This window comes from Cryobacterium roopkundense (assembly GCF_014200405.1).
GTDB lineage: Bacteria > Actinomycetota > Actinomycetes > Actinomycetales > Microbacteriaceae > Cryobacterium > Cryobacterium roopkundense.
Map to the genome: position 1 here is coordinate 4,200,646 of NZ_JACHBQ010000001.1, position 16,962 is coordinate 4,217,607.

The window sequence follows — 16,962 nt, forward strand, 5'->3', positions numbered from 1 at the left end:
AGGGTGGAACCGAACACCAGTCAGACCTCATCACCACCCCACACCATCACAGCACACAGACAAGGAATCCCTCATCATGCGTACATTCGCCAAGTCCACCATCGGTTTCGCTTCCGCCGGAATTCTGATGGCCGTCCTCGCCGGTTGCTCAACCGACGCCGCGACCACGTCCTCCTCCAGCGCCACGAGCTCCTCGAGCTCCAGCTCCGCTACCCCCGAGGCTCCCCTCGCATCCATCCCCAGCCTCTCCGGAGTCGACACGGCCGTTCTCCTGGACGCCGACTTCGCCGCCGCTCTCGGAACCCTCGGCCTGACGCCGGGCGTCATCGGAGGCGCCACCCTCGAAGAGGGCAGCCTGCACTTCCCCATCACCGGCGGAAACGTTGACTACTACGACCCGAACGGCACCGTGCGCCCCTACGTGCAGGGCACCCTCGAGCACGAAGGCTCCGGCTTCTCCCTCACCGCCGGCGACACCGTCGTGGAACTGACCAACTTCACCATCGACCCCGGCACCTCGGAGCTCTTCGGTGACGTGGCCGTGAACGGCGAGTCCGCCGCCACCCAGGTCAAGGTCTTCGACCTCTACGGCGGAACCCTGAAGCCCCTCGAGATGGACGGCGACAACGCCATCCTCACCGGCACCACCGTCCACATCTCCGCCGACGCCGCCGGCCTGCTGAACACCACGTTCGGAACCGACGCCGTCGCCGACCAGCTCCTCGTCGGCATCGCCACCATCACGGTCGCCACGAAGTAACAGCCCTCACCTCACAACAGAAACGGGCCCGTCGCACACGCGACGGGCCCGTTTCTGCGCGCCCCCGCCCGCCGTTCGCGCATAACTCCTGCAAATCGGCACGCTCGAGCCGCACGCCCGCATGATTCCGCGGCCAAACGGCGACCGGCCCAAAATCTGCAGGAGTTATGCGAGAGGAACGGGACGGGAGGCGAGTCAGGCCTCGTGGGCGGCGGCGATGAGGGCCGCGTAGGCGAGGCCGCTGTCCTTGATCGTGCGTTCGAGGGTGTCATAGTCCACACGCACGATACCGAAGCGCTTGTCGTAGCCGTACGACCACTCGAAGTTGTCCAGGAGCGACCAGACAAAGTAGCCGCGAACGTCTGCGCCCTCGGCGATGGCCTCGGCGACGGATGCGACGTGGTCGCGAATGAAGCGACTGCGGTCGGGGTCGTGCACCGCGCCATCCGTTGCGACAGTGTCGTCGAAAGCCGCGCCGTTTTCCGTGATGTAAAGCGGCGGCAGGGCCTCGTATTCCTGACCGAGGCGCACAAGCAACGACCGCAGGCCGTCGGGGTTGATCTCCCAGTCCATGGCCGTGCGCGGCAGCCCGCGGCTGGGAAACGTGATGTGTTCCGAACCCACCCAGGGCGAGCCCGCCTCGCGGTCGGCTCCGCCGGAGTGGCTGTCGGCGTCGGACGCGTTGGGACGGCCGCTCACGAGGTCGTCGTGGTAATGGTTCACGCCGAGGAAGTCGATCGGGGCGCCGATCATCTCGAGGTCGCCCGGCAATATGACATCGGCGAGGCCGTACGGCTCGAGGTCGGCGAGGGTGTCCGCCGGGTAGGCTCCGCGCAGGATCGGATCGAGGAAGATTCGATTCGCGAGGGAGTCGAGGCGGCGGGCCGCGTCGACGTCCACCGGGTCGGCCGCGTCGCGCGGTATCGCGTTCGTGAGGTTGAGGGTGATGCCGAGGTGCTCGGCGCCGGCGGAGCGCAGGGCGCCGACGGCGAGGCCGTGGGCGAGGTGCTGGTGGTGCACGGCCGAGACGGCCGCGCGTGGTTCCTGCCGGCCCGGCGCGTGCACGCCGGAGGCATAGCCAAGCAGCGACGAACAGAACGGCTCGTTGAAGGTCGTCCAGTGGGTGACCCGGTCGCCGAGCGCCGCGTAGACATCCGCTGCATAGTCGCGAAACCGGAAGGCGGTGTCGCGGTCGGCCCAGCCGCCGGTCTCTTCGAGGGCCTGCGGCAGATCCCAGTGGTAGAGCGTGAGCCACGGCAGAATACCCGCTTCGAGTAGTTCGTCCACGAGCCGGGAATAGAAGTCGAGCCCCTCGGGGTTCACTGCCCGGTCGCCCGGGCGCACGCGCGCCCAGCTCACCGAGAAACGGTAGCTGTCGAGGCCGAGCCGCTTCATGATCTGCACGTCGGCGGGCATGCGGTGATAGTGGTCGTCGGCGACCTCGAGGTCATGGCCGCCATACACGGCCCCGGGCAGGCGGGCGAAAACGTCCCAAATGGAGTCTTCCTTGCCGCCCTCGTGCGCGGCGCCCTCCACCTGTGCCGCGGCCGTGGCCGATCCCCAGATAAACCCGTGCGGCCACGTGCCCTGTGTGTACTCGCGCTCTGACATAGGGTCACGTTACCGTGCACGGGCATCTCCGTGGCGACCGCCCGACGCATGGCGACGTCGGGCGGTGCGAGCTCCCGGCTAAGCTCGAAATTGTGCCAGAAATTGCTCGGCCCGGCGGGGTATCGCGGCCGGCGCGCCACCGCCTGATCGCGATCCTGGCCTTCGTGATGCTCGCTGCGGCATCCGTCGCCGGGGGCGCGCTGAGCGGCACGACACGCAGCGGCACACCACACAGCGCGCCAGCATCAAGCACAACCCCGACAGCGGATGCCCCGCTCGCCTCCGCCACGCCGCGCCCGGCTCCCGCCGCTCTGCAAGCGCCGGTGCCGGTACTCGGGGGCACGGCGCTCTCGCTCGAAGACCCGGCGAGCCTGTGGGTGGTCGTGAACAAGCAGCGCCCCCTCCGGCCCGCTGACTATTCTCCGACCGACCTCGTGGCCGTTCCGGTGGCGCACACCTGGCAGCCGCAGCTGCGGCAAGAGGCATCCGGTGCCGTCGTGAACATGTTCGCGGCGGCCCGCGACGAGGCCGGGCTCACGCTCGCCTCGAACAGCGCCTATCGGGGGTTCGCGGCGCAGACCCGCGTGTACGACGCGGCCGTGGCCGCACGGGGAACGGCGTCTGCCGACTCGGGCATCGCACGCCCCGGCAGCAGCGAACACCAGACCGGCCTGGCCATTGATGTGGGTGCAGTGTCGGGCCGCTGCTCCCTCAACGCCTGCTTCGGGGAAACCTCCGAGGGTCGCTGGCTGGCGGAGAACGCCGGGCGCTTCGGTTTTCTGCTGCGCTACCCGGCCGACAAGGTGCCGGTGACCGGCTACGAATTCGAGCCCTGGCACTTTCGCTATATCGGCACCGACCTCGCCGCCGACATGCACGAACGAGGCATCACGACTCTCGAGGAATTCTTCGGTCTGCCGCCCGCTCCCGGGTATCCCTGAGGCCGCCGAGGGTCGTACTCAGGGGATTGCCAAGGGCGCCGTGTTTAGGTGGAGGCATCCCATAAGCGACAAAGAAACGAATCCGTGCGCCCAAATTTCACTCCAGAACACCGCGACCAGCTTCACAACCAGACCCGCGCCCAGCTCCGCAACCAGCTGGCACACACCCCTCGCAGCCCCCCGCGCCGCGAGTCCTTCGAAGCTCCCCAGCCCCTCACCCGCCGCGAGGCCCGCACTCAGCCGCGGCACCGCGTCGAGGCTGCCGCAGCTCCCAAGAAGACCCGCCACCTCGTTCTGACCGGCGTTATGGCCCTCGCCTGCGCCCCCATCGCCGTCGGCATCGCACTCGCTCACTCGGATTCCCCGGCCGGCGCCTCCAGCTCCGCATCCAGCGTCGCGTCCACGCCGACACCGTCGGCAAGTGTCACCGCCGCCCCCGTCGCCAAGCCTGAGCCCACCGTGAGCAGCATGGTCGCCTCCGACTCCGTCACCCCGATTCCGGCCGACGGCACATCGACCGGCCCGGTAACCGGCGGCACCGTCGTCACCCTCACCGGCGCGGACCTCGACACCGTCGCCACCGTCACCTTCGGTACGAACGCCGGCACCGTCGTTGAAGCCACGGAAACCACGATCACCATCCAGACCCCGCCGTCGACCGACTTCGACCCTGGCGTCGTGCCCGTCGAGCTCCTCAACGCCGCCGGCACTCCGATCGTCGTCACGGAGAGCCCCTCGCCGAGCGCCAGCCCAAGCCCCACGGCCACGCCGGCGCCCGCGGCATCCGCTGTGTCGCAGGCACTCACCTTCAGCTACGTGCCCGACCCCCGCATCACCGCACAGATCAACTACGTGAACGCGCACTGGAACGACTACAACACTGAGGAATACGGAAGCATTCGCGGCAACGACTGCGTGAACTTCGCGAGCCAATCGCTCATCGAGCGCGGCTGGACCATGGACGCCGAGTGGAACTTCAGCACCGAGGGCGCCATGTACAGCACGGCGTGGGCGAGCTCCACGGCCTTCGCCGCGTACCTCACGGCGCACCCCGAGCGGGCGACGCCCCTCACCGACGAGCAGCGCGACCAGGTGAAGGTCGGCGACGTCGTGCAGTTCGACTGGGACCGCTCGGGCGACCGGGACCACACAGGCATCGTCACGAGTGTCACCAAGACGGATGCCGGCGTCACCATCCAGTACGCCGGCCACACGTTCGATACCATCGACAAGTCCGTCGACGAGTCGCTCGCCAACTCCGGCGGAACGGTGTCGTACTTCAGCGTGAAATAGCGGTCACATGCAGCAGTAACCACACAGAGTGCTGCATGGGGGCCCGGCGCGATGCGCCGCACGGGCCGCATGTGGTTGTCTTGAGTCGTCCGGTCGGGGGTTCTCGCCGGCTCACCTACGAATTGAGGCAGTTGTGGTTTTTTCCCGGTGGCAGAGGGTCGGAGCGGCCGCGGTCGTCGGCGCCGTGGTCGTCGTGGGCGCGACGGCCCTGGTCGTGCAGGCGGTGACCGACCCGTCGGAGCCGACGGCGGCTACGACACCGGTCCCCACCGAAACGGATGCCGCCCCGCGCGCCACCCCGCAGGTCACCACCGCCCCGGTGCCCGTTCCCACCGCCCCGCCCCTTGACCCCGCCGTTCAGGCCCAAGTGGACTACGCGCTCGTGCACTGGCAGAACTACAACGCCGCCGAATACGGTGTGCTCGGCGAGAACGACTGCGTCAACTTCGCCAGCCAGACGCTCATTGAGCGCGGCTGGGCCATGGATGCGACCTGGAACAATCCGCTTACCGGCGACGCGTATGCGGCATCAGCCGCGTGGCGCAGTTCGACGGCGCTCATGCGCTACTTGGCCGACTCAGGGAGGGCCACTGCGTTGACGGACCAGCAGCGCGATCAGGTGAAGGTCGGCGACATCGCGCAGTTCGACTGGGACAACTCCGGTGACCGTGACCATACGGGAGTTGTCACCAAGGTTGAGCGCGTCGGCGACACCATCTCGATCTCATTTGCCGGGCACACGCTGGATTCCGACTTCCGCTCGGTCGACACAGCGATCACAGTGGACCACCCCGGCGGTACCGCGTACTACTGGTCTATCCCTTAGCCAGGCGCGAGGCTCGGCTCGCGTGGTCTCGATCCCTCCTTCGTCGCGCCTCGACCAGCGAATGGGTGGGAGGCTCGGCTCGCGTGGTCTCGATCGCTCCTTAGTTGCGCCTCGACCAGCGAATCCCGCTGGTCGAGGCGCGAGGCACGAGCGATCGAGACCCCGTGACCCGCTACGCGATCGCGGCGTCCACGATGGCCTTGGCCTCGAGCTGCACGGCGCGCAGGTGCTCGTCGCCGAGGAACGACTCCGCGTAGATCTTGTACACGTCTTCAGTGCCGCTCGGCCGGGCCGCAAACCACGCGTTCTGGGTGGTCACCTTCACGCCGCCGATCGCGGCGCCGTTGCCCGGGGCAACGCTGAACTTTCCGGTGATCTTCTCGCCAGCCAACTCGGTCGCCGTGATGGCGTCACCGTTGAGCTTGCCCAGCGCGGCTTTCTGCGCTGGCGTCGCCGCGGCATCCACTCGGGCGTACGACGGCGAGCCGAAGTGCTCCGTGAGCTCGGCGTAGCGCTGGCTCGGGGTTTTGCCGGTCACCGCGAGAATCTCGGCGGCGAGCAGCGCGAGCAGAATGCCGTCTTTGTCGGTGGTCCACACTGTGCCGTCGAAGCGCACGAAACTGGCGCCAGCGCTCTCCTCGCCGCCGAACGCCACCGAGCCGTCGATCAGCCCGGGAACGAACCACTTGAAGCCCACAGGCACCTCCCAGAGGTCGCGGCCGAGAAAGCCGGTCACCCGGTCGATCATGGTCGACGAGACGAGCGTCTTACCGACGGCGGCATCCGCTCGCCAGCCCTCGCGGTGGCTGTACAGATAGTCGATGGCCACGGCCAGGAAGTGGTTCGGGTTCATCAGACCGCCGTCGGGCGTCACGATGCCGTGCCGGTCGGCGTCGGCGTCGTTGCCGGTGAGTAGGTCGTACTCGTCTTTGTGGGCCACGACGGATGCCATCACCGACGCACTCGAGGGATCCATGCGGATCTTCTCGTCCCAGTCCAGGGACATGAAGCGCCAGGTGGAGTCGACGTGCGGGTTGACCACGGTCAGGTCGATCTCGTACCGGTCGCGGATGGCACCCCAGTAGCCCACGCTCGCGCCGCCGAGCGGGTCGGCGCCGATGCGGATGCCGCTGGTCTTGATGGCCTGCATATCGATGATGTTCTCGAGGTCGTTCACGTAGTTGCCGCGAAAGTCGTAGGTCTCGACAGCGCTCGGCTCGCTCATTTTCACGTCCTGCAGCCCGCCGGCGATGAGTTCGTTGGCGCGGTTCGCGATCCACGAGGTGGCGTCACTGTCGGCCGGTCCGCCGTGGGGCGGGTTGTACTTGAAGCCGCCGTCCATGGGCGGGTTGTGGCTCGGGGTCACGACGATGCCGTCGGCCAGGTCGCCGTGCTCCGCGCGGTTGTAGGCGAGGATCGCGTGGGACAGCGAGGGGGTCGGCACGTAGTCGTTGAACTCGTCAACGAGGGCGCGCACGCCGTTGGCCACGAGCACCTCGAGGGCCGTCGTGTAGGCAGGTCCGCTCAAAGCGTGCGGGTCCGTGCCGATGAACAGCGGCCCGGTGATGCCCTGGCCCGCGCGGTATTCCACGATGGCCTGGGTCGTGGCGATGATGTGTTCTTCGTTGAACGCCGTGTTGAGCGAGCTACCCCGGTGCCCCGACGTGCCGAAGACAACCCGCTGGGCGGGGATATCCACATTGGGTTTCAGGTCGTAGTACGCCTTCACCAATGCGTCGACATCGATCAAATCTGTTTCCTGGGCGGGTGTTCCTGCGCGTTCACTCATGTGCCCATACTGGCACCCACAGTAGGCTGTGAGCCATGCCAGAGACCCCCAATGTGACGTACAGCTTCCTGGGCCCCGCCGGAACCTTCACCGAAGCGGCCCTCGCCCAGGTGCCGGAGGCGCAGGGCAAGCCGTGGCGCGCGGTCAACAACGTGGGCGAAGCGCTCGCCGACGTCGTGTCCGGACGCAGCGTCGCCGCCATGATCGCCATCGAGAATTCAGTCGACGGCGGTGTCTCCGCCACGCAGGACGCCCTCGCGAGCGTGCCCGGCCTGCGCATCATCGGCGAGTACCTCGTGCCGGTGAAGTTCGTGATCGTCGCCCGTCCGGGCACCACGCTCAAGCAGGTGCGCGTGATCAACGCGCATCCGGTCGCCTACGCGCAGTGCCGCGTCTGGCTCGAGGCGACGCTTCCCAACCACGGCCACATTCCCGCTTCGAGCAATGTCGCCGCGGCGAGTTCCCTGTTCGAGAACGGCCTCGCCGATGCCGCGATCGCCCCACCCGGAATCGACAAGCACTACGACCTCGTCGAGCTCGCCCATGATGTGGGCGACAACCCCAACGCCGTCACCCGGTTCGTTCTGGTGGCGCGCACGAATGAGATCCCGCCGCCCACCGGCGCCGACAAGACGAGCATCATCGTCGAGCTGCCCGAAGACCGCTCCGGCGCGCTGCTTGACATGCTCGAGCAGTTCGCCACCCGCGGCGTGAACCTGAGCCTGATCCAGTCGCGTCCCATCGGCGACGCCCTCGGCCGGTACCGCTTCGTGATCGACGCCGACGGCCATATTCTCGACGAGCGCATGAGCGACGCGCTGCTCGGGCTGCGCCGCTTCAGCCCGAATGTGCTGTTCCTCGGCTCGTATCCCCGGGCCGACAAGGCGCCGAACGAGTTCACCTCGCGCTACGACAACGAGATCTTCATCGAGGCCCGGGAGTGGCTGACCGAACTGATCACGGGCGAGCCGAGAACCTGATGGCCCACGAGCCGGTCTTCGACCCCCGGCACGACGCCGTCTTCCAGCGCGGCTACGAGGCCGGCAGCACGCCGGGCACGCGCCCGACGGCGGCAGCGGATGCGCCAGCGCCCGCTCGAGAGGCGCCCGCCGCGGCATCCGCTTCCGTGCCCGGTCACCGGGCCGGCAGCGCCCCGAGCGGCGGCCCCAGTGCCCGCACGGAGGCGGACACCCTGCGGCAGAACCTCGCCGACCTGAACGTCGCCGAAGAGCAGGCCCCGCCCCTCGCCGAACTGGCAGACACGCACCTGCAGGAGGCCGCGCTCGTGCCGCCGCGCAAGCCGTCGAGGTTCAACCCGTTCATCCTTGCGCTCTGGGTTCTTGGCCCCGCGCTGTTCTTGGGGGGTTCCTGGCTGCAGGTGCAGGCGGCCACGCGGTCCTACAACAGCAATTTCTCCGGCACGGCGGAAATGCCTTTCGACATGGTGATTCAGCAATTCCTCTGGTCACTCACTCCCGCAATGGTGGCAGCCGGCATCACAACAATGCTCGGCCTGCTGTTCTGGCATGCCTGGCACTGGCGCGCCGCCCGCCGCTGACCCGCCCAGCCGCTCCCCCTCCTGCGAATTCGACGGAGATTACGCCCCATTCGGCCGCGTTTTGCCCCGAAACGGAGGGTTTCGTGTGAAATCTCCGTCGATTTTGCACAGGAATGGGGCGTCGGCTAGGCGGGAACGCGCACGAGCATCGCGCCACGGTCGGCCCGCAGCGTCACGGCCCGCACGAGGCCGAACTCGTCGCCGTCAAGCTCGAATTCCTGCGGATGCTCGAGCGCGATGCGCACGTTCGCGCCGCGCAGTGTGGTCATCACCCGCTCGGTCGACCAGGCCGTGCGCTCGATGATCTTGCGCCCCACGGCCGACCGCCGCAGCACCCCGTTCTCCCAGGTGACTCGGCGCCAGATCATCAGCCAGCCCAGCACGCCCTTGGGCTGCAGCACCGCAATGTCGAGAATGCCGTCGTCGAGGCGCGCGTCGGGCAGAAACTGGATGTTGCCGGGCAGCAGCCCGCAGTTCGCCACCAATATCGAGCTCACGTGCACCGGCCGGTCGGTGCGGCCTTCGATGCTGTAGCGGATGCGAAAGGGCCGCAGTTTGGGAAGTGCCCGCACCCCGGCGTCCACGTAGGCCAGCCAACCCACCTGCTTCTTCAGGGTGGAGTTCGTGTTCGCGATCATCTGGGCATCGATTCCCAGGCCCGCCATCACGAGGAACACGTGCTCGGTGGTCGTGCGCTCGGCCGAGGTGATCGACGCGATGCCGAGGTCCATGGCCAGGTCGGTCCCGCCGAACGCGATCGCGGTGGCCGCGTCCATGCTGGCAAGCGGGAGCTGCAGGTTGCGCGCGAGCAGGTTGCCCGTGCCGGACGGCACAATCCCGAGGCTCGCGTCCGAGCCGCGCAGGGCCTCCGCCACGGCCCGAACGGTGCCGTCGCCGCCGGCAGCGAGCACCAGGGTGGCTCCGGCGGCGAGGGCGTCTACGGTGGCCTGCTGGCCGGCATCCTCTTCGCTGGTCTCGAACCAGTGGGTCTCGGGCCAACCCGCAGTCGACTCGGCCGCGGCCACGCTCAGGCGCAGCTTCGCAAGGCCAACCTTGATCGGGTTGTACACGACGGCGGCCTGCCGGGTGATGCGTGTGGTGTCGGGGGCTGTCACGTTGCCTAGGGTAGCCGGTCGAGTTGCCGGGCGCTTGTAGACTTGCGCGTGTGATTGATCCGGTGCTGTTACGCGAAAATCCTGACCTCTTCAAGCGTTCGCAGGAGGCCCGTGGGGACTCCGTCGAGGCGGTGGATGCCGCGCTCGTCGCCGATGCCGAGCGCCGGGCGTCCATCACGGCGTTCGAAGACCTGCGCGCCACGCAGAACCTGTTCGGCAAGACGGTGGCCCAGGCCCCGCCCGAGCAGAAGAAGGCCCTCGTGGCCGAGGCCCGTGGCCTCGCCGCGGAGGTGAAGGCGGCCGGCGCGGTGGCCGCCGAGGCCGAGGAACGCTTCACGAAGATCGTGAAGACCATCGCCAACCCCATCATCGACGGCGTCCCGGCCGGCGACGAGGCCAACTTCGTCACCCTGCGCACGCACGGCGACACCCCCGTCTTCGACTTTGAGCCGCGCGACCACCTCGAGCTCGGCGAGCTGCTCGGCGCCATTGACATGCCCCGCGGCGCCAAGGTCTCCGGCACGCGCTTCTACTTCCTCAAGGGCATCGGCGCGCGCCTCGAGATCGCGCTGATGAACATGGCGCTCGACAGGGCACTCACGGCCGGCTTTGTGCCGCTGATCACCCCCACTCTCGTGCGCCCCGAAATCATGGACGGCACCGGCTTCCTCGGCGAGCACAACGACGAGGTCTACTACCTGCCCGGCGACGACCTGTACCTCACGGGCACGAGCGAGGTCGCGCTCGCTGGGTATCACAAAGACGAGATCCTCGACCTGAGCGACGAGCCGCTGCGCTACGCCGGCTGGTCGACCTGCTACCGCCGGGAGGCTGGTTCGGGCGGAAAAGACACCCGCGGCATCATCCGCGTGCACCAGTTCAACAAGCTCGAGATGTTCACCTACGTGCTGCCCGAAAACGCCGAGGTCGAGCACGACCGCCTCGTGGCGCTGCAGGAGAGCATGCTGCAAGATCTCGGCCTCAGCTACCGGGTGATCGATGTGGCCGCCGGCGATCTCGGCGGAAGCGCCGCCCGCAAGTTCGACATCGAGGCCTGGGTTCCCACCCAGGGCGCCTACCGCGAGCTCACGAGCACCAGTAACTGCACCACCTACCAGGCGCGCCGTCTCGACATCCGCTATCGCACCGAGACCGGCAAGACCAGCCCCGTCGCCACCCTGAACGGCACTCTCGCCACCACGCGCTGGATCGTGGCGATCCTCGAAACGCATCAGCAAGCGGATGGCTCGGTGCGGGTGCCGGCGGCCCTCCAGCCCTACCTCGGTGGCCTCGAACTGCTCGAACCCCTCAAGCCGAAGGGCGGCTCGAAGTGAGCGCGGTCGTGGAACGCTGGCTCGTGGCCCTCGACATCGACGGCACCACGATGCACGAAGACGGCACCATCAGCGACGCGATCATCGAGCAGGTGCAACGCCTCGAGGCGGCCGGCCACGCGGTCATGCTCGCGACCGGGCGCTCGGCCGCGGCCGCGCTGCCGGTGCTCGACAGGCTCTCGATCACGCCGCAGTACGTGGTGTGTTCCAACGGCGCCATCACGATGCACCGCGACGCCAGCGCGCCGATGGGCTACCGACGGGAGTGGGTGGAGACCTTCGACCCGAGCGACGTGCTCAACTCGATTCGCCCACACCTCGTCAATGCCCGCTTCGCCGTGGAAGACGAGCACGGCTTCTATCGCTACACCGAGCCGATCCCCGATGCCACTATCGGCATGGACAGCGAGCACGTCGACTTCGACGAGCTGTTACGCCACCGCGCCACCCGCGTCGTCGTGATCTCGCCCGACCACGACATGGAGGACTTCCTGGCGGTCGTCGAGCGCATGGGCCTCAGCAGAGTGAGCTACGCCATCGGCTGGACGGCGTGGCTCGACATCGCACCCGACGGCGTGAACAAGGCCACCGCCATGGAACGGGTGCGCGTCGAGCTGGGCATATCGCGCGAACGTGTCATGGCGGTCGGTGACGGGCGCAACGATATCGACATGCTCAACTGGGCGGCTGAGCAGGGGCGTGGCGTTGCGATGGGGGAGTCGCCCGACGATGTTCTCGCCGCCGGCAACGAGGTCACCGCCACGGTCGTCGATGACGGTCTCGCGCTCGTTCTCGCCACGCTGTAGCAGCCATTCAGCACCTGTTCAGGTGATTCTGTCAGTCTGGGCAGCCTGCCGTCCGTGTAGAATCGGGCGGTGTTCATCTTCGGACGAACCGGGAGGGCTGTCCGAGCGGCCGATGGAGCCAGTCTTGAAAACTGGTGGGCAGAAATGTCTCGTGGGTTCGAATCCCACGCCCTCCGCAGAGTTTTTTCTCCACGTGTGACAGTGTCATGGCCGGCACGCCGATGAAAGGACCTGAGTGAGCGACCAACTCCGCCCCCGCACGAACGGCTCGAAGAACCTCGCCACCGTGGCACGTCACGGTCGGTTGAAGCGATCGACGGCCTTCAAGACGGTGGCCAGGTTCGTCGCGGCAGGTTTGGCCGTGGTTTTGGTCAGTGGTGTGTCTGTGGCCGCGATCGCCACGTTCGACGTGGCGGTGAGTGCGCAGCCCAGCGTGCACCTCGACAACGAAACCAAGGGGCCGGTACCGTCGATCGGCGCCATCGACGGCGGCGTCAACATGCTCGTGGTCGGCAGCGACAGCCGCAAGGGCCAGGATGCGATCTTCGGCCCTGAAGATTCCACCGGGGACCTCAACGATGTCACCATGTTGCTGCACATCTCCGAAGACCACACGAACGCATCCGTCATCAGCTTTCCCCGCGACATGTTCGTGCCGATCCCCTCGTGCAACAAGGTGGACGGCAGCGGTTCCTACAATGCGATGAGCCGCCAGAAGATCAACACCACGCTCACCTACGGCGGACTTGCCTGCACCGTCGCCACTGTGGAGAAGCTCACAGGCCTAGAAATCCCCTTTGCGGCCGAGGTTCAGTTCAGCGGCGTGATGGCCATGTCGACCGCTGTCGGCGGCGTGCCCGTCTGCGTGGCGGAGCCGATCGAGGACGAGTACACCGGCCTCGATCTCGCCGCAGGGGAGTACACCTTGGAGGGGTATGAGGCGCTCCAGTTCCTGCGCACCAGGCATGGCGTCGGCGACGGCAGCGACCTGACCCGCATCAACAACCAGCAGCTGTTCATGTCGTCGCTGGTGCGTACGGTCAAGAGCGCAGACACGCTCTCCGACCCGGGCAAGGTCTACTCCCTGGCCAAGGCCGTCACGGGCAACATGCGGCTCTCTGACAGCCTCAACAACGTGTCGGTCATCGCCTCCATCGCGGTTGCTCTGAAGGACATCGACCTCGATAAGGTCGTTTTCGCCCAGGTGCCCACCGGCAACGTGGAGGGCGGCGTGGTGCCGTCCCAGCCGGCGTTCAAGAACATGTTCACGGCCATTGCAGCTGATGAGTCCATCCAGCTGAGCGGCACGACCGGCGGTGGCACGGTTGCCGACCCGAATGCGCCCGTCACCGAGACGCCAGTGCCCGCCGAACCCGTGGACCCCGCGGTGCCGGTTGACCCGGCGGCGCCGGTGGACCCCGCCGCCACGCCGGTCCCGACCGACACGCCGGGAACGGTCCTCGACGAATCTGTCACCGGCCAGACCGCGGCCGACTACACCTGCTCGGCCGGGCGCACCCTCCAAGACCAGTAGTCCTGAACCCGGCTCGCGTACGGCTAGGATGGACAGGTGTGTTTGCCTAGCAAACACCGAGGAGACGTCGCATAGTTCGGCTTAGTGCACCACCCTGCTAAGGTGGAGTACCCTTTACGGGGTACCGTGGGTTCAAATCCCACCGTCTCCGCAGTGAGGAATTCACGTAATTCCGGCGATTAGTTCATGAAATTCCTGCGGCAACACAAAACCGGCGATTGCATCGCCGGTTTTGTGCGGCCAGCGAGGCGAAGGCCTCCGGTCTTGTGAAGCGAGCACGTGAACATCTCCACTTCACAACCGGAGGCCTTCTTCACGCCCGAAGCTCAGGGCGTGTCACCACACAACCCCAGCCGACCTCTCTGGGCAGTACACCTAGTTGCGCTGGCCCGGCCGTTATTCGAGCAATTTGCCGGCCTGGCTGACGTTTTCCATCAGCGCCGCGATCTGGGCGGGAACCGGCGGGATCTGCTCATGGGCGATCGAGCCATCGGCTGACCACACCAGGTTCACCTGCAAGGCGGGGTCCATGTCCGGGTAATCGCTTCTGTTGTGAGCACCGCGGCTCTCCCGGCGCTCCAGAGCGCAGGCCAGGGTTGCTCGGGCGGCCATGAGGGAGGCGCGCAGGTCGAAGGCATGCGCGAGGCCGGAGAAGCCGGCGACATCCGGATGCACGCCGATTCGTTTCTGGCGATCGTCGAGTTCGTCCAGCTCGCGTAGGCCCTCGAGCAGCCCCGCCTCGTCGCGTACGACCCCACCGAAGTCGGTCATGGTGTTGCGGATGTCTCGCTGCAGGGCTCGCACATTCTCTTCTCCGTCCGAGGCAAGAGTGTCGGTCACCTCGCGTTCCGCGGCGTCGATTGCTTCCTGTGAGCGGTTCTGGGAGGTGATGCCTGCGCTGTATTCCGCTGCAGCCTGACCGACGATCCGGCCGAAGACGAGGAGCTCGATGAGCGAGTTTCCGCCCAGTCGATTTGCTCCGTGCAGCCCGCTGGAGGCCTCGCCGATCGCGTACATCCCCACGACATCGGTGGAGTGGTCGTCTGGTCGCACCCACACGCCGCCCATGGAATAGTGCGCGGTCGGGGCGATTTCGATGGCAGTGGTGGTGACATCCAGCACCTGCAGTTCCAGCATGGTCTGGTAAACGCGGGGCAGGCGCGTCATGATCGTCTCGCGGGGCAGGTGGGAGATGTCGAGCAGCACGCCGCCCTTCGCAGTGCCGCGTCCCTCCTTGATCTCGGTGTATGCGGCCAGCGCAACCCTGTCGCGGGTCGACAGCTCCATTCGCTCAGGGTCGTAGTTGGCCATGAACCGCTCGCCGAGTACGTTTCGCAGCACCCCGCCCTCGCCCCTGGCGGCCTCGCTGATCAGGGTGCCCGCGGCATTTTCCGGCTCGAGGATGCCACTCGGGTGGAACTGGACCAGCTCCGCGTCGCGCAGTCGACCGCCGGCATCCACCGCCAGCTTGAAGGAGTCGCCCGTGTTCTCGTCCCGCCGGCTGGAGGTGCGACGCCAGATGCGGTTATGTCCGCCAGCGGCGATGATGACCGCGTCTGCGATGATCGTCACCCGGCTGCCGTCGCGTAGATCGAAGCCGTACGCACCGAACACCACGTTGTCGCGCACCAAGATGCGGGTTATGTACACCGAATCCAGGATGGGAACCTCGAGCTGGGCGGCTCGGGCGACCAGGGTGCGCTGAATCTCGAGTCCCGTGTAGTCGCCGGCGAACGCGGTTCGACGGTACTTATGGGCTCCAAAATATCGCTGGCTGATACGACCATCAGCCTCGCGCGCGAACGGCATACCCCAGCGCTCGAGATCCTGGATGCCTCGGCCAGCGTTCTTCGTCACAATCTCGGCCGTGTGTGGGTTGGCGAGAAAGTAGCTCTCCTGAATGGTATCGGCTGCGTGCTGTTGCCAACTGTCTTCGGCATCCATCGTGGCCAAAGCCGCATTGATTCCGCCAGCCGCCAACGAGGTGTGTGCGTCGTTCTTGGGGCGTTTGCCGACGGCGAGAACGTCGACTCCGCGTTCGGAGAGTTCGATTGCGGCGCGCAGGCCGGAACCCCCGGTCCCGATGACGAGGACGGAGGTAGAGATGCGGCGACCAGTGACGGTGTTGTCTGGCATGAGAACGGCCTTTCCGGGCAGGAAGACGGAGACGCACCGAGTGCAACTCCCACGGTCAAGCTAGCTCGCGCTGCTGGACTTTTGCTCTAATTTGAGGACGACAGAGGTGCAATGTCCAGGGAGGTTGGTTAAGCGGCTGTGGGATGGTTCGCTTCCGGTTGCTGAGTGGAGTCTGTGGTGATTGTAGTAGTGCAGCCAGGGCTCCACGGCTGCGCGGCGTTCGGTGTCTGAGGTGTAGCAGCCTCCGTAGGCCCAGCCGCCGCCCGTCGCAACACCCCGATGGCGGTGTCGGCTTTCTCGTCAGCGCAGATCTCCGCGGAGGCGACGCTGGAGTTGTCATCGCTGACAGTATGCATGAACGAGGTGCCCGGCCGGGCCGCGCGGTTAGCTGCCCGAAGTCCGGCGTGCCGGGAAGTCGCCGCCCGGTTCGCGCAGCCCTGTTGGCGTCCGACGTAGCGGTGGCCGCCACCGTCGGGAGGAGCGATCCTGCATCCCGGCTACGCAGTGCTGGGCGAATCGGTCGGCCCACCGTTTCGCGTTCGGCTACGAGACCCGGAACATCTTCGCGGCTGACGAAACGCTCCATCCTTCGACGATGATCAGACGAGCCAGCTGAAATGAAACTGCTTTACCTGTGCCCGTAAGGCAGGATCATTACCGGCAACGCCTGCGGAATCTGCGGCTGCGTATGCCTTGCAATCCGCTGCTTCCTGGGCTGACGCGTTAAGAATGCCAGCTCTCGCAATGACGATGTCCACGACTTCCGCGGACGTGACCGCGGGGGCGGCAGCCTATGTTGCAGCAGGCGTGAACGGGATTGCCTGTCGCTTGTTATTCTCAATGCCGGCAGAACATGCAGTGAGGACAAACAGCCCAATGGACGGCAACTCGATTCCGGTGAGAAGTCGTCCGGGATTTGATTCCTCCGACCCCAGAGAACGCGAGGAAGTCGGAAAGCATGAGGGGCAGGTCGTCGAGGTCGTTGTCCTCGAGGTACTTCGCTCTTGTCGCCTCCGAGATAAAGCGTGTTTCGATGAAGTGGCCTCATTTTCGGTTGGGGTCCACAGAAGCCAAGTTATTCGCTGCGCCAACCTCCTCGAGGTGTACCGGTCGGGCACTGAGGTGGAATTAATTCGGCGATGTGATGGAATCGAAACTATTCGTCGCAGCTCCCTTTAGCTCTATGAGTGGCCTGTGGGAATTACGTAAACTACCCGCACAGAGGAATTCACGTAATTCCAGCGATTAGTTCATGAAAT

At 66.5% G+C, this 16,962-nt stretch carries 13 protein-coding genes and 2 tRNA genes; 11 read left to right on the plus strand and 4 right to left on the minus strand.

What is annotated here, in order from left to right; all coding sequences use genetic code 11:
- Positions 1–76 precede the first annotated feature (76 nt).
- Positions 77–760: a hypothetical protein gene (locus BJ997_RS19495; protein ID WP_183323226.1), complete on the plus strand. Its 684-nt coding sequence runs from the start codon at positions 77–79 to the stop codon at positions 758–760.
- Between the two features lie 195 nt (positions 761–955).
- Here the strand turns inward: BJ997_RS19495 and BJ997_RS19500 are convergent, their stop codons facing one another.
- Entirely contained in the window at positions 956–2,371 is a 1,416-nt protein-coding gene (locus tag BJ997_RS19500) for a GH1 family beta-glucosidase (protein ID WP_035838402.1), read from the minus strand.
- Positions 2,372–2,463: 92 nt separating this feature from the next.
- Here BJ997_RS19500 and BJ997_RS19505 point away from each other — a divergent pair, with 92 nt between their 5' ends.
- The 3 genes from BJ997_RS19505 to BJ997_RS19515 all read left to right on the plus strand — a co-directional run bounded on the left by BJ997_RS19505 (position 2,464) and on the right by BJ997_RS19515 (position 5,431).
- Positions 2,464–3,312 (plus strand): M15 family metallopeptidase, encoded by an 849-nt coding sequence (locus BJ997_RS19505; RefSeq protein WP_052542522.1) that lies wholly within the window; start codon positions 2,464–2,466, stop codon positions 3,310–3,312.
- 84 nt (positions 3,313–3,396) lie between these two features.
- Positions 3,397–4,605, plus strand: a complete 1,209-nt coding sequence (locus BJ997_RS19510; RefSeq protein WP_035838404.1) for an amidase domain-containing protein — start codon at positions 3,397–3,399, stop codon at positions 4,603–4,605.
- A gap of 133 nt (positions 4,606–4,738) precedes the next feature.
- Positions 4,739–5,431, plus strand: coding sequence for an amidase domain-containing protein (locus BJ997_RS19515; RefSeq protein WP_052542523.1), 693 nt, complete (start codon positions 4,739–4,741; stop codon positions 5,429–5,431).
- 172 nt (positions 5,432–5,603) lie between these two features.
- Here BJ997_RS19515 and pgm read toward each other — a convergent pair whose 3' ends face one another.
- Entirely contained in the window at positions 5,604–7,220 is a 1,617-nt protein-coding gene (gene pgm / locus BJ997_RS19520) for a phosphoglucomutase (alpha-D-glucose-1,6-bisphosphate-dependent) (protein WP_183323691.1), read from the minus strand.
- Between the two features lie 35 nt (positions 7,221–7,255).
- Here pgm and pheA point away from each other — a divergent pair, with 35 nt between their 5' ends.
- Both pheA and BJ997_RS19530 read left to right on the plus strand, forming a co-directional pair.
- Entirely contained in the window at positions 7,256–8,200 is a 945-nt protein-coding gene (gene pheA, locus BJ997_RS19525) for a prephenate dehydratase (protein ID WP_035838406.1), read from the plus strand.
- On the plus strand, positions 8,161–8,778 hold the full coding sequence (locus BJ997_RS19530) for a hypothetical protein (protein ID WP_152602301.1): 618 nt from the start codon (positions 8,161–8,163) through the stop codon (positions 8,776–8,778). Before pheA ends, BJ997_RS19530 begins: the two co-directional genes overlap by 40 nt.
- 125 nt (positions 8,779–8,903) lie before the next feature.
- Here the strand turns inward: BJ997_RS19530 and BJ997_RS19535 are convergent, their stop codons facing one another.
- Positions 8,904–9,893 (minus strand): diacylglycerol/lipid kinase family protein, encoded by a 990-nt coding sequence (locus BJ997_RS19535; protein WP_035838410.1) that lies wholly within the window; start codon positions 9,891–9,893, stop codon positions 8,904–8,906.
- A gap of 50 nt (positions 9,894–9,943) precedes the next feature.
- On the opposite strand from BJ997_RS19535, the gene serS reads away from it, so the two are divergent.
- The 5 genes from serS (at position 9,944) to BJ997_RS19560 (ending at position 13,718) form a co-directional block, all read left to right on the plus strand.
- The gene (gene serS, locus BJ997_RS19540) at positions 9,944–11,227 is read left to right on the plus strand and encodes a serine--tRNA ligase (protein WP_035838412.1); all 1,284 of its coding nucleotides are present in this window, start codon (positions 9,944–9,946) and stop codon (positions 11,225–11,227) included.
- Positions 11,224–12,033, plus strand: a complete 810-nt coding sequence (locus tag BJ997_RS19545) for an HAD family hydrolase (RefSeq protein ID WP_035838414.1) — start codon at positions 11,224–11,226, stop codon at positions 12,031–12,033. Before serS ends, BJ997_RS19545 begins: the two co-directional genes overlap by 4 nt.
- A gap of 91 nt (positions 12,034–12,124) precedes the next feature.
- Positions 12,125–12,209: transfer RNA gene (locus BJ997_RS19550), tRNA-Ser, on the plus strand.
- A 59-nt stretch (positions 12,210–12,268) separates the two neighbouring features.
- Positions 12,269–13,567 carry an LCP family protein gene (locus BJ997_RS19555; protein WP_035838416.1) on the plus strand — a complete coding sequence of 433 codons (1,299 nt, stop codon included), beginning with the start codon at positions 12,269–12,271 and terminating at the stop codon, positions 13,565–13,567.
- A 60-nt stretch (positions 13,568–13,627) separates the two neighbouring features.
- Positions 13,628–13,718: transfer RNA gene (locus BJ997_RS19560), tRNA-Ser, on the plus strand.
- 245 nt (positions 13,719–13,963) lie between these two features.
- Here the strand turns inward: BJ997_RS19560 and BJ997_RS19565 are convergent.
- Entirely contained in the window at positions 13,964–15,703 is a 1,740-nt protein-coding gene (locus tag BJ997_RS19565; protein ID WP_035838418.1) for an FAD-binding protein, read from the minus strand.
- Positions 15,704–16,962 lie beyond the last annotated feature (1,259 nt).

Excerpts from the sequence above, each read along its gene's own strand:
- BJ997_RS19565 (WP_035838418.1), bottom strand. The coding sequence starts at position 15,703 with ATGCCAGACAACACCGTCACTGGTCGCCGCATCTCTACCTCCGTCCTC.
- BJ997_RS19495 (WP_183323226.1), top strand. The coding sequence starts at position 77 with ATGCGTACATTCGCCAAGTCCACCATCGGTTTCGCTTCCGCCGGAATT.
- pheA (WP_035838406.1), top strand. The coding sequence starts at position 7,256 with ATGCCAGAGACCCCCAATGTGACGTACAGCTTCCTGGGCCCCGCCGGA.
- BJ997_RS19500 (WP_035838402.1), bottom strand. The coding sequence starts at position 2,371 with ATGTCAGAGCGCGAGTACACACAGGGCACGTGGCCGCACGGGTTTATC.
- pgm (WP_183323691.1), bottom strand. The coding sequence starts at position 7,220 with ATGAGTGAACGCGCAGGAACACCCGCCCAGGAAACAGATTTGATCGAT.